Annotated in this window: 9 protein-coding genes; 7 read left to right on the forward strand and 2 right to left on the reverse strand. The window is 62.0% G+C overall.

Annotation, left to right across the window (positions count from 1 at the left end; genetic code table 11):
* Positions 1-2: 2 nt before the first annotated feature.
* Positions 3-3491, reverse strand: a complete 3489-nt coding sequence (locus M2A_RS06790; protein WP_045444805.1) for an AsmA family protein — start codon at positions 3489-3491, stop codon at positions 3-5.
* A gap of 160 nt (positions 3492-3651) precedes the next feature.
* On the opposite strand from M2A_RS06790, the gene M2A_RS18520 reads away from it, so the two are divergent.
* From M2A_RS18520 to M2A_RS06805, 3 genes are all read left to right on the forward strand, one after another.
* The gene (locus M2A_RS18520; RefSeq protein WP_045444807.1) at positions 3652-3945 is read left to right on the forward strand and encodes a DUF4169 family protein; all 294 of its coding nucleotides are present in this window, start codon (positions 3652-3654) and stop codon (positions 3943-3945) included.
* Positions 3942-5150, forward strand: coding sequence for a CaiB/BaiF CoA transferase family protein (locus M2A_RS06800; protein ID WP_045444809.1), 1209 nt, complete (start codon positions 3942-3944; stop codon positions 5148-5150). The genes M2A_RS18520 and M2A_RS06800 overlap by 4 nt, the downstream gene beginning before the upstream one ends.
* A gap of 106 nt (positions 5151-5256) precedes the next feature.
* A complete protein-coding gene (locus M2A_RS06805) occupies positions 5257-5898 on the forward strand; it encodes a TetR/AcrR family transcriptional regulator (RefSeq protein WP_197052860.1) in 642 nt (213 codons plus the stop codon).
* Here the strand turns inward: M2A_RS06805 and M2A_RS06810 are convergent.
* Positions 5895-7295 carry an FAD-binding oxidoreductase gene (locus M2A_RS06810; RefSeq protein ID WP_045444955.1) on the reverse strand — a complete coding sequence of 467 codons (1401 nt, stop codon included), beginning with the start codon at positions 7293-7295 and terminating at the stop codon, positions 5895-5897. The genes M2A_RS06805 and M2A_RS06810 overlap by 4 nt on opposite strands.
* A 134-nt stretch (positions 7296-7429) precedes the next feature.
* Here M2A_RS06810 and M2A_RS06815 point away from each other — a divergent pair, with 134 nt between their 5' ends.
* From M2A_RS06815 to M2A_RS06830, 4 genes are all read left to right on the forward strand, one after another.
* Positions 7430-7939 carry a thioesterase family protein gene (locus M2A_RS06815; RefSeq protein WP_045444812.1) on the forward strand — a complete coding sequence of 170 codons (510 nt, stop codon included), beginning with the start codon at positions 7430-7432 and terminating at the stop codon, positions 7937-7939.
* A 7-nt stretch (positions 7940-7946) separates the two neighbouring features.
* Positions 7947-8471 carry a pentapeptide repeat-containing protein gene (locus M2A_RS06820; protein WP_052379261.1) on the forward strand — a complete coding sequence of 175 codons (525 nt, stop codon included), beginning with the start codon at positions 7947-7949 and terminating at the stop codon, positions 8469-8471.
* Positions 8472-8567: 96 nt separating this feature from the next.
* Entirely contained in the window at positions 8568-10259 is a 1692-nt protein-coding gene (locus tag M2A_RS06825; protein ID WP_197052862.1) for a chloride channel protein, read from the forward strand.
* Between the two features lie 74 nt (positions 10260-10333).
* Positions 10334-12661 carry a UvrD-helicase domain-containing protein gene (locus M2A_RS06830; protein WP_045444815.1) on the forward strand — a complete coding sequence of 776 codons (2328 nt, stop codon included), beginning with the start codon at positions 10334-10336 and terminating at the stop codon, positions 12659-12661.
* Positions 12662-12664 lie beyond the last annotated feature (3 nt).

Below are 12664 nucleotides of genomic sequence, written 5' to 3' on the forward strand. Positions count from 1 at the left end.
CTTCAAGACGCTTTGTCGGGCCGGGCCTGCGGGCGCGGCGCTTCGGGCACTTCGGAGGCCCCTTCGACGGCAGGCGCATTGTCATTTGCTGCGTCTGGGCCATTTGACGCTTCGGGGGCCGCGTCCGGCTTTTTCTCCGGCGTCTCGATCAACTCTTTCAAATCTTCCGGCAATTCTTTGACACCGGCTTCCTCGATCTGTTTTTCGAGCAAGTGCCGCGCCATGAAGGCCTCCACCGCCACGGTGTCAAAGCGGCTTTGCAGCGCGCGCAAAGGCCCTGCGGAAACGAAGCTAAGTGCGGGCACGCCCTCAGGCGCGGGCAAAGGCAATGTCAGCTCGGTGTCGCCATGCAGGCGCGGCAGATCGATATAGGATTTGCCGGTGGCGCCGGGGCTGAGCGGTATGTCGAATTCGGCATCGACCGTTTGCACCAGCCCTTGCTCGATATTGAGCGGGGCGGCAATGCGCGTCACCGCCGTTTGCCCATCGTCGAGCGTGCGCTCTTTCAAGGCCGCGAAATTCTCAATGTCTTTCAGCTCCGCAAGACCCATCGAAAACGCATCGAGGTCGAAGCCGTTGAAAACACCGTTCTCGAAAAGAAGCTGGCCGCTGCCGCCAAGCGAAGAGATGAGCGCCAGCCAGGAGCGTCCCTTGCCTTCCATCTGAAGGCTGAGACCAAGCTCGCCGCGCCCGGCGCTTTCGCCTAAGGCAAGGCCTGTGGCCTGCGCTGCGTCCGCCGATTCCAATGAGAGCGTCATGCCGATGCCGGGCTCGCTCTCACCCCCTTCAAAGCGCATACCCATGGTAAGCCGGCTATCGGCGAACGTGCCGGTGAAGGGCGTGAGCGACAGTACGCCGCTATCAACCGCGACCCGGCTTTCCGCCTCCCCGATGCGCAGGCCCGCAAGCTCCAGGAGGTCTGCTTTCACATTGAGCTCGGCGGTGAAATCGCTCAGCGCCGACCAATTAAGCGGCGTTGTCGGCCAGACATCGCCCGGCGCCACGCCCTCGGAGAAAACCGGATCGAGCGAGAGGCGCGAGAGTTCGATATCGCCGGAAAGATGGCCCGGCGTTTCGCCCGCCGCCATTTTCCAGCCAAGCGTGCCGGAAGTGCGGAACGTGCCCGCCACCGCTTCGAGCCCGCCTACTTGCAGCATCCCCTCTTCAAGCGCCACATCGCCGCCCGCAACGACGCCGCCCCCTGCCCCATTGCGGGTGAGCAGCCGCATCAGCCCCGCAGCTTTGCCCTCATTCCAGCCGAAGCCCTGCACCAGGGCTTCAAGGCGCGGGGCGGAAATGTCGATCCGGCCGGCGAATTTTTCCGGCGGCCAGACGGGGGCACCCTCCAGCTTGCCTTTCGAGGAAACATGAAAACCGTTGGCCGTCAGCCGCGCGCCCACATCGTAAGGGCCGCCCTCTTCACCCGCCCCTTGCAGGCGCAGCTCGCCGCTTTCGCCCACCTCACCGCCGGGCGCAAAGCCAAGCTCGCGCAAGAGCGCCGCGCTGCTTTCATTGTTGATGGAAAGAACGCCGTCATAAAATGCCTTGCCCGCTTTTTCGCGGCGGCGTTTGATCAGCGCCTTGAGAGAACTTTCCGCGGCGCGGCCTTCCAGGTCGATACTGGCAAAATGGCCCGCGCCCTCATCTCCTGCTTCGGCTTGCGCTTCGAAATAAACCGAAAGCGGCGTAAAACCGGCCTGCTGCCACTCATCGCCAATGAGCCCGAAAAAAGACGTGCCCGGCTGCGGCGCATCGATGCGCCCTTGCAGCGCACCGACCGGCTCACCGCTCATGCCCGCAAGCCGGCCCGAAAGCGAAAGCGAAGCCCCGTCCGGACCTGACAAGCGCAGATGATCGATGGCAAGCGCCCCTTCGCGCAAAGCCGCCTCGGCATCGAACTGCGCTATCTGCCAATTTTCGAAAGACACATTGCGGCCCGTCGTCACCAGGCTGACATCCCGGCCTTTTGCAAGTGTGCGCGGGTCCTCGGGTAAAAAGGAAAGCAGCGGCGCAAACGGCGTGAGGTCCACATCCGCGCCATGCGCCTCGATGCTGACCGCCTGCCGCTCGACACGGGCAAGGGAAAGCCCGCCGCGCAAATTCTCCACCCCTGCGGCACCAAGCGCAGCCTCGATATTGTAAAACTGCCAAAGCGTATCGGAGAGCGCCAGAGTGCCCTCAAGCTTGAGCGGCACCGCCCCGCCATTGACCTGTCCCGTGCCCCCATCCGCCAGCCAGGCGGCGAAGAGCTGCGTATTGGGCGCGCTCAGATCGAACGTGCCGTCATACCGCCGCTTGCCGTTGGCATTGATGCGGCGCTTGCCGCGCACCGAAAAACGGGCGCCGTGAGGCAAGGTGAGCGCCGCTTCCTCAAGCCGCCAGCCTTCCTCATCCCGCAGCACCCGGGCGGAAAAGTCCTTTGCCGAGCGGTCTTGAAACAGAACCCCTTCGGCTTTCAGCTGCGTCTCGAAATTCATATCGTCAGGCACATAAGAAAGCAGCGCGGCGACGGCATCCCCGGTTTCGGGACCGGCGATATAAGGATCGAGCGCAAGCGAGGTTGCGGAAAGATCGAGCGAGGCGCGCGGCACGTTCGTCAACGACAGTGCCGCCTCCCCTTTCAACGTGCCGCCGGGAATATCGACGACGAGCGTGCGCAGCCGCGCCTCATTCTCGCCGGCAACCAGCCCGGCATTGAGATTGACGAGCGGCGCTCCTTCCTCCCGGATGCCTGCCTGCGCCTGAAACGCGCCGTCGAGCCGGCCCGCCCGCGAAAACTCCGTGGCGATGCCGGAAAAGCTGAGACGGGACCGGGTTTGCGGATAGGAAAGCGCAACGGAAACCGGAAAGGCCTTGGTGCCCGCGAATTCGCCCACCGCAAGTTCCACCGTTCCTTGCCCGCCCGACTGGACGAAGCCAAGATCGGCGCGCAAGGGGCCGAGAAGCGAAGCGGCGGAGAAGGTACCGGCAATCTGCGTAAAACTGGTTTTCCTCCCGGAGCGCAGATCTTGATAATGCACGGTGCCGCGCCCGAGCCGCGCGCTGGCAAGGCTGATCGATTGCGGGTCCACATAATCGTCCGCCCCCGGATCGGACACATTGATGGGCGAGGTCCAGTCGAGCCGCCCATCCTCATCCACCGTGATATTGAAAACGAAATCGGACAGGCGCACATGCGTCACCTCGACATCGCCGCGCAGAAGCGGGGCAAGCGCGACCTCCCCTTCCACGGAGCCGATATCGGCCAGCGGCGCGGCGCCTTCAGGCGCGCCCGCTTCACGCAGGCTCAGTCCGCCAAGCTGAAAGCGCGGGGCGGGCAAAAGGACGAAATGAATGTCACCGGAAAGTTCCGCCTGCCAGCCCGTGGCATCGCTCAGGCGGTTTTCGATTTCGCCGCGAAACGAATTCCAGTCGACGAAACTCGGGCCGATCAGCGCGGCAAAGAGAACGACAACGATAAAGGCAGCAATATAAGACAGTACGGAATTCACGCGCCCTCCCCGACTGTCATCGCAAGACGACCCCTTCGGTCCGGTTCATGGGTTTGAAGGTGGCGGCCCCCACAACCTGCCACAAACATTGGATGCCCCTTGTATTTGGCAAAGCCCGGCTTGATGCTATGGCAGAAAACCGGTCTTCAGCGGGGAAATTATGGGTTCTGACAAAGGAAATATAGTTAATTTCTCGGATTTCCGGCAAAAATCCAAAAAATCCGGCAAGAAAGAGACCCGCCAGGAAAAAGCCACCAAGGCCGCTGCGAACAGGGTCCGCACCGGGCGCACGGGCGCGGAAAAGAAAGCCGCCAAGGCGCTCAAAGAAAAAGAACGCCGCCTGCATGAAGGCCGCCGCCTCGCCCCGCATGACGGCCTGCAAGGAGAAACGGCGAAAGTGCCCGCAAAGAGCAAGAACCGTGAAGACGAATCGGGAGGTACCGAAGAGACATGACAAAGGCGCAAACCTCGCCAGCGGAATCCGCCGCAGGCCCGCTTTCCGGCATCAAGATTGTCGATCTGACCCGCGTGCTCGCCGGTCCTTACTGCACCATGGCGCTTGCCGATCTCGGCGCGCGCGTCATCAAGGTGGAACTGCCCGGGCGCGGCGACGATGCGCGCCATATCGGCCCCTTCATCGACAAGAAGTCGGCCTATTTCATGTCCGTCAACCGGGGTAAGGAATCCATCGCACTCAACCTGAAGCTCGAAGAAGACCGGGAGATTTTCGAAGCGCTTTTGGAAGATGCCGATGTACTGGTGGAAAATTACCGCCCCGGCACCATGGAAAAACTGGGTTATGACTGGGAGAGCCTGCATGCACGCTTCCCCCGCCTCATCTATGCCTCGGCAAGCGGCTTCGGCCAGACCGGCCCTTACCGGGAAAAGCCCGCCTATGACATGGTGGTGCAAGGCATGGGCGGGATCATGAGCCTGACGGGCCATCCGGGCGGCGAGCCGACGCGGGTCGGCACCTCGATCGGCGATATCGGCGCAGGGCTTTTTACCGCCCTTGGCATCGTCAGCGCGCTTTACGAGCGCACGCGGAGCGGCACGGCCCAGGGAGAAGGCCGGCGCATCGACGTTTCCATGCTCGATTGCCAGATCGCCATGCTGGAAAACGGCATTGCCCGCTATTTTGCGACCGGCAAGGTGCCGGGCCCGCTCGGCGCGCGCCATCCTTCCATCACCCCGTTTCAGGCGTTCAAAGCGAAAGACGGCTATCTGACCATCGCAGCGGGCAACGACACGCTCTTCACCAGGCTCTGCGAACTCCTTGGCCTGCCGGGCCTTGCGGGCGATGCGCGCTTTACCTCAAATGAAGCACGCTGCCAGAATGTCGAGGCGCTGACGGCGGCGCTCGAAGCGCGCCTCACGGGCGAACCCGTCAGCCACTGGCTTGCGCTGCTTGGGGATGCGGGCATTCCCTGCGGACCCATCAACAATGTCGAACAGGCGCTCAGCGATCCGCAAGTTCTCTTCCGCAACATGGTGGTTTCAACCGAAGACCCGGATGTGGGCGAGGTGCGCATGGCGGGCAATCCCGTCAAAATCTCCGGCTTTGCGGACCCGGCGGCCCGGGCCCCCGCGCCCGAACTCGATTCCGGCCGGGAGAGGCTTCTGGCCGAGCTTAAAGCCCGGAAAAAGGCCGCCGAATAGCGCAAAAACCTGCATTTCCTTGCGAAAATCCACCCTTCCCGCAGGTGACTGACCAGTCAGTAACATGTATGATCGGGCCCGTAATCCAAAACCGGGGATGGTCGCCATGGAATACAAGGACAGGGTGGAAGCGGCATTGGGAAAAGGCACGATGCGCCGGCGCAGCGACAGGCCGCAGGCCATTATCTCCGCTGCGATCCGGCTGGTGGGCGAGCACGGCTTCGCCACTACCCGCCTTGAAGATGTGGCGGAGGCGGCGGGCGTGTCCAAAGCCGCGATCTATCTTTACTTCGAAAGCAAGGAAGACCTGTTCTTCGCCCTGGTGCGCGAAGGCGCCTTGCCGACCGTCGCCGACACCAATGCCGCCGTCGCCCGCCATGAAGGCTCGCTCTCCGATCTCCTGCAGGAAATCATTCTCGGCATCGGCCATCTCATGGCGCATACGGAGCTCGGGACGATCGTGAAGATCGTCGCCGCTGAAGCGCGCAACTTCCCCGAGCTTGTCACCTATCACCGCGACGAAGTGGTGGCGCGCGCCATGGGGACCATTTCCAGCGTCATCGAGAAAGGCATTGCTTCGGGCGAGTTCCGCCCTTGCGATGCGCGCGCTCAGGCTGCGCTTTGCATCTTCCCGGTGCTGATGAACGGGATCTGGATGAACTCCATCGGTCCCGATCCGAGCATCGTCGACCCCGATGCGCTGCTGAAAGCCCATGCGGAAACCTTTATCCGCGGCATCGCCGCCTAAATCCCGGCGAGCTTGCCCGGATTGAGCAGATTTTCAGGATCGAGCGCCTGTTTCACCGCCCGCATCAAGGGCAGCGTGTCGCCATGCTCTTCGGCAAGGAAGGCTTGCTTGCCCGAGCCAATACCATGCTCGCCGGTGGACGTGCCGCCAAGGGCGAGCGCGCGCGTCACCATCCGGTCATGCAGGCGCTTGGCCTCCGCCACCTCCCCCGCATCGTCCGGATCGATCAGCATGATCGTGTGGAAATTGCCGTCCCCCACATGGCCGACCAAAGGCGCAAGAATGGAAGAAGCATCGAGATCGGCGCGCGTTTCGCGGATGCAGCGGGCAAGCTGCGAAATCGGCACGCAAACATCCGTCACCATGCCGTTCTTGCCCGGCGCCAGCGCGCGGGCAGCGTAATAGGCATTGTGCCGGGCTTCCCAGAGCCGGTTTCTGTCTTCCGCCTTCACCGCCCAATCAAAACCGCTGCCGCCATGGGCCGAGGCGATCTCCCCGAACTCAGCCGCTTGCTCCTCGACACTTTTCGCCGAACCGTGAAATTCCAGAAAGAGCATCGGCTGTTCGGGCAAGGAAAGTTTGGAATAGGCGTTGCAAGCGCGCACCTGCAGCGCATCCAAAATTTCGATCCGCGCCACCGGCAGGCCGCATTGAATGGTTTCGATGACGGAGGCGACGGCGCCTTCGATATCCGCAAAGGCGCAGACGGCGGCGGCCATGGCTTCCGGTACGCCGTAAAGTTTCAGCGACAGCTCGGTGATGAGGCCGAGCGTGCCTTCCGAACCGATGAGCAAATGCGTCATGTCGTAGCCGGCAGCGGATTTGCGCGCCCGCCCGCCCGTCTCGATCACCTCGCCCGCCGCCGTCACGGCCTTGAGGCTAAGCACATTCTCGCGCATCGTGCCGTAGCGCACGGCATTCGTGCCCGAGGCGCGCGTTGCCGCCATGCCGCCCAGCGTCGCATTGGCGCCCGGATCGACGGGAAAGAAGAGGCCTTTATCGCGCAGCTCTTCGTTAAGCTGCTTGCGCGTAACGCCCGCTCCCACCCGCACGTCGAGGTCTTCTGCATTGACCGCAAGCACCCGGTTCATACGGCTGAAATCGAAAGAGATGCCGCCGGAAGGCGCGGCCACCTGCCCCTCGAGCGAGGTGCCTGCGCCAAAGGCGATGATGGGCGTCTTATGCGCGCGGCAAAGTTTTACTGCTTCTGCGACTTCTTCGGTGCATTCGGGATAGAAAACACCGTCGGGCGCCGCCGGGATATGCCAGCTTTCATCGCGTCCATGCGCCTCGCGCTGCGCGGCATTGAGCGAAAAGCGCTCGGCAAAGCGCGCGGCGAGCGCATCCAGCAAAGCGGCGGGCGCATGACGGTTTTCTGCGGCAGGATGAATATTCATCGACATCTCCTGCAGGCAGGCTAATCCCTTCGCGCGCTGCGGCCAAGCGCCGATGAAACCTTGCGCCCGCCCATCAAACTCCCCACTTTGACAAAGCGCCTGCGCCCGCAAAAGATAGACAAAAGGAGCCAACCATGCCGGACCACGCGAATTCTCCCGCCGCACCCTATGTAACGCCGACCCGCAAGGTCGAACCGGCGTGGATCGATTATAACGGCCATATGAACATGGCCTATTACAACCTTCTCTTCGACAATGCGCTCGACGCTTTGTTCAACGATCTCGGCATCGGTTGGGACTATACGAAAGAAGGCAAGTTCTCCTGCTTCATCGGCGAGATTCATGTGACCTACGCCCAGGAACTCAAAGAAGGCGATCCTGTACGCATCGAATATCAGCTGCTCGACTGGGACGAGAAACGCATGCATTATTTCGGCAAGATGTATCACGCCGAAAAAAATTACCTCGCCGCGACTTCCGAGCAGATCAGCCTTCATGTCAGCCTGGAAACCCGCAAGACCGCGCCTTTTCCGGCCCATGTGCAAGAAAAGCTGGAAAACCTGATGGATCGGCACAAATCTCTTGCCGTCCCTGCCGAAGTCGGCCGCGTGATCGGCATCCGGCGCAAGAAAGAGAGCGCGTAACCTGCCCATGAGACTATTACCTGCCGCATCGATCCTGACCTTCGCCTTTTTCCTGGCGCTGACGGGGGCCGGATTTGCACCTAAGGCACATGCGCTCGCCAATTGCTCGGCCCCGCCGGCGCCGGGCGTCGATTGGAGCCGCTGCGTTTTCGGCGAGGTGGCTTATGAAGAAGCCGACCTTTCCGGCGCCCGGCTTGTGGGCGCGCGGCTGAAACATTCGACTTTTACCGGCTCGAATTTCACCAATGTGGAAGCGCGCGGCGCGAAATTCGTCAGCGCCGACCTTCAAAGCAGCCGCTTCGATGGCGCCGATCTGACCGATGCGGACATGACAAAAGCAAAATTGCAGGGTGCCAGCTTCAAAGGCGCCAAATTGCGCCGCACGCGTCTCTTCCGGGCAAATCTGCAGGGCGCCGATTTCACGGGTGCCAATCTCGACCAGACGGACTTCCTCCATGCCGATCTGACAGGGGCCACCTGGACCGATGGCAAGCATGTCTGCGGGGAAGGCTCCATCGGCCGATGCAAATAACCGGGTAAATTGCTGTGCAAATAGCTGCGGGAAAATCTGCGCAAAGACCTCGCTAACCCCTTTCAGCTAGGGTAAACCTCCTACTGGAGGTTGCGGATGGGCAAGCAGCAGACCGATTGGCTGAAACGGGCAGCAGACCGGCTCAAAGGTCTGTTCCACCCGTTCTTCAACATGTTCTTCGACCGGCCGATCGAAGAAAATCTGCGTGAATTCTGGGCCGAGCGGCATGTGGTCGTTTGGCTTGCAGCGCTGGCCGCCGGCATCATCGCCGCTTATGGCACCATCGCCTTCCGCTTGGCCATTGCAGGCGTCCAGTTCCTTTGGATCGGCACGGGGCGGGAGGCCATCACCTCCCTCCTTTATGAAACACCCTGGTGGCAGGTCATGGCAGGGCCCGTGGCCGCCGGTCTTCTCGTCGGGCTCGTCATCGATTTCTGGCTGCCGGGCAAACGCCCGCGCGGGGTCGCCCAGGTGATCGAGGCCGCGCACCTGAATAGCGGACGCATGCCCTTCCGCGAAGGGCTGGTAAGCGCCGGCCTTGCCGCCGTCTCTCTTGGCGCAGGCGCAAGCGCGGGCCGCGAAGGCCCTGCAGTGCATCTTGGCGCAACGCTCACCTCCAAGATTGCAACATACCTCAAGCTGCCGCCGGATATGAGCCGGGTGCTGCTGGCCTCAGGCGTTGCAGCAGCAGTGTCCGCGTCCTTCAATGCGCCGCTCGCAGGCGTGCTCTTTGCCCATGAGGTGATCCTCGCGCACTACGCCTTGCGCGCTTTCGTGCCCACCACCATCGCCTCCGTCGTCGGCACGGCGATCGTGCGCTTTCATATCGGCGATCAGCCCGCCTTCTCTCTGCCCGACTATGTGATCATGTCCTATTGGGAGTTTCCGGCCTTTGCGCTTTTGGGCGTCGTTTGCGCCGTTGTTGCCATCAGCTTCATGATGTCTTCTTTCGTTGCCGATCATATCGTCGGCAAGATCCGCATCCCGCTCTGGATGAAACCGGCCATCGGCGGGCTTCTGATCGGCGCCATCGGCCTTCTCTTTCCCGAAGTGCTGGGGGTGGGCTATGAAGCCACCGACAATGCGCTGAAACAGAATTACGGGCTCTGGCTGCTCATCGCCCTGGTCGCCGCCAAGATCATCGCCACGGCGATCACGCTTGCCGCCCGCTTCGGCGGCGGTGTGTTCAGCCCCTCGCTTTATCTGGGCGCCATGGCAGGCGGTGCCTTCGGCATTGTGGCGGCCAGCATCTCCCCCGGTCTTGCCTCCGAGCATGGCGTTTATGCCATCGTCGGCATGGGTGCGGTTGCCGCTGCCGTTCTCGGCGCGCCGCTCTCTTCCACCATCATGGTCTTCGAGCTGATCGGCACTTATGAAGTTGCGGTGGCGCTCCTGCTTGCCAATTCCATTTCCACCGCCTTGACCCAGGCGGTGATCGGCAAGAGCTTTTTCCATTGGCAGCTCGAACAGCGCCATCTCCACCTGCATGAAGGCCCGCACCGGCGCGTGCTCCTTTCGCTCCATGTGCGCGATCTCATGACATGGTATGACACGCCGCGCCCGCAACCGGACCTCGAAGAAGACAGCGAATCGCCGAGGCCCCCACGCCTCGTGCCGGGCGACAATCTGGGCAAGGCGCTGGGCCTGATGGAAAGCCGGGAGCTGAGCACCTATCCCGTCTCCCATCCTGATGATTCCGGCATGATTGTCGGGGAAATCACCGAAAAACGGGCCCTGCGCGCCTTCAATGACGCGCTGATCATGGCGACCCGCGAAGAGCACCATTAGGCCCCTCTCAAAGAGGCCTCGACGGGGGAGCCCAAGCTGGTTTTCCGCGCCGGAAATGAGTAAGGTCCGGCATCATGCCGCAAGACGATCCCTTTGACCTTGGCGCGATCCCGGAAGAGGAAACCGCCCGCTCCATCAGCGCCGCTGCCAGCGCCGGCATGCGCCCGCCTTATCTGCAAGGGCTGAACGCCGAGCAGCAGGCCGCCATCGAGGCGCTGGAAGGCCCGGTTCTGGTGCTGGCCGGGGCCGGCACGGGCAAAACACGGGTTTTGACGACACGCCTTGCCCACCTGCTTGCCACGCGCAAGGCCTGGCCGGGGCAAATCCTCGCCGTGACCTTCACGAACAAGGCCGCCCGCGAGATGCAGGAGCGTATCGGGAGGCTGATCGGCGGGGTGGTGGAAGGTATGCCCTGGCTCGGGACGTTCCACTCCATCGGCGCGAAAATTCTGCGCCGCCATGCCGAGCTGGTGGGCTTGCGCTCCGATTTCACGATCCTCGACACGGACGATCAGATTCGCCTCCTCAAGCAGCTCATCGAGGCGGAAGGCATTGACGAGAAGCGCTGGCCGGCGCGCCGCCTTGCCGCCCATCTCGACACCTGGAAGAACCGCGGGCTGACGCCGGACCAAGTGCCCCAGGGCGAAGCCTTCGCTTATGCCAACGGCAAAGGCGCGGAGCTTTATGCCGCTTATCAGGCGCGGCTTAAAGTGCTGAACGCCGCCGATTTCGGCGATCTGCTGCTCGAATGCCTGCGGCTTTTCCAGGAGAACCCGGATGTGCTGGCGGAATATCAAAACCGCTTCCGCTACATGCTGGTCGATGAATATCAGGACACCAATGTCGCCCAATATCTCTGGCTGCGTCTCCTCGCCCAGCAGCATAAGAACATCTGCTGCGTCGGCGATGATGATCAGTCGATCTATGGCTGGCGCGGGGCGGAAGTCGACAACATCCTGAAATTCGAAAAGGATTTTCCAGGCGCGAAAGTCATTCGCCTCGAACAGAATTACCGTTCGACGCCGCATATTCTGGGCGCCGCTTCTGGCCTTATCCGCGCCAATGAAAGCCGGCTCGGCAAAACGCTCTGGACCGAGCTCGATGAGGGCGAGCGCGTCACCGTGCAAGGGGTTTGGGACGGGGAAGAGGAAGCCCGCCAGATCGGCGAGAAGATCGAAGACATGATGCGCGAGGGCCATCCCTTGCACGAGATCGCCATCCTCGTGCGCGCGAGCTTCCAGATGCGCGAGTTCGAAGACCGTTTCATCAATCTCGGCCTGCCCTACCGGGTGGTGGGCGGTCCGCGCTTTTACGAGCGCATGGAAATCCGCGATGCCAATGCCTATTTCCGCCTGATCGCGCAGCCCGATGACGATCTGGCCTTCGAGCGGATCGTCAACAAACCGCGCCGGGGCCTTGGCGACAAGGCGGTGCAGACATTGCGCCAGCTTGCCCGCGCGCAAAACATTTCGCTGATGCGCGCCGCCCGCCTTCTCATTCAGTCCGAAGAGCTGAAGCAGCCCGCGCGGCGCAACCTCACCGCCTTTATCGAAATGGTGGACCGCTGGCGCCATCTCATGGCCAGCATGCCGTATACCGAGCTTGCCGAAATCGTGCTCGATGAGTCGGGTTATACCGAGATGTGGCAGAACGACAAGTCCGCCGATGCGCCGGGCCGCCTCGACAACCTGAAAGAACTGGTGCGGGCGATGGAGCATTTCGAGAACCTTCTGGGTTATCTCGAACACATTTCCCTTGTCATGGATGTGCAGCAGTCGGAGAGCGAAGACAAAGTCAATCTCATGACGCTCCATTCGGCAAAGGGGCTGGAATTCGACACGGTCTTCCTGCCGGGCTGGGAGGAAGGGCTGTTCCCCCACCAGCGCGCGCTCGATGAATCGGGCCTGGCGGGGCTCGAGGAAGAACGGCGCCTTGCCTATGTAGGCATTACGCGGGCGAAGAAACGCGCCCATCTTTCCTTTGCCGCGAACCGGCGCATTCACAATCTCTGGCAAAGCGCCATTCCTTCCCGCTTCATCGACGAGCTGCCGCGCGAGCATGTGGAAGTTCTGGAAGCGGAGACGGGCTACGGCTCCTATCAAAGTTTCGGCCAGAGCCGCTTCGAGCACAGTTTCGAGACGAGCGATTATGGCAGCCCGGGCTGGCGGCGCGCCCAGGCCCATGGCGGGGCGATGCGCACGAAAGCGCCGCAGATCGAGGCGCAAGCCGAACTTGTCGCCACTTCCGATCCTGCAGCCTCGCGCTATGAGGTGGGCGAGCGTATCTTCCACCAGAAATTCGGCTATGGCCGCATTCAGTTTATCGACGGCAACAAGCTGACCGTGGATTTCGAAAAGGCTGGCATCAAGAAAGTCATCGACACGTTTGTGGAGCGCCACTAGGCC

The sequence above is a fragment of the Tepidicaulis marinus genome (genome assembly GCF_000739695.1).
GTDB classification, from domain to species: Bacteria; Pseudomonadota; Alphaproteobacteria; order Parvibaculales; family Parvibaculaceae; genus Tepidicaulis; species Tepidicaulis marinus.

What these genes read in the sequence shown, in the direction of transcription:
- M2A_RS18520 (WP_045444807.1), top strand. Translation starts at nt 3,652, where the DNA reads ATGGGTTCTGACAAAGGAAATATAGTTAATTTCTCGGATTTCCGGCAA.
- M2A_RS06800 (WP_045444809.1), top strand. Translation starts at nt 3,942, where the DNA reads ATGACAAAGGCGCAAACCTCGCCAGCGGAATCCGCCGCAGGCCCGCTT.
- M2A_RS06805 (WP_197052860.1), top strand. Translation starts at nt 5,257, where the DNA reads ATGGAATACAAGGACAGGGTGGAAGCGGCATTGGGAAAAGGCACGATG.
- M2A_RS06810 (WP_045444955.1), bottom strand. Translation starts at nt 7,295, where the DNA reads ATGAATATTCATCCTGCCGCAGAAAACCGTCATGCGCCCGCCGCTTTG.
- M2A_RS06815 (WP_045444812.1), top strand. Translation starts at nt 7,430, where the DNA reads ATGCCGGACCACGCGAATTCTCCCGCCGCACCCTATGTAACGCCGACC.
- M2A_RS06820 (WP_052379261.1), top strand. Translation starts at nt 7,947, where the DNA reads ATGAGACTATTACCTGCCGCATCGATCCTGACCTTCGCCTTTTTCCTG.
- M2A_RS06825 (WP_197052862.1), top strand. Translation starts at nt 8,568, where the DNA reads ATGGGCAAGCAGCAGACCGATTGGCTGAAACGGGCAGCAGACCGGCTC.
- M2A_RS06830 (WP_045444815.1), top strand. Translation starts at nt 10,334, where the DNA reads ATGCCGCAAGACGATCCCTTTGACCTTGGCGCGATCCCGGAAGAGGAA.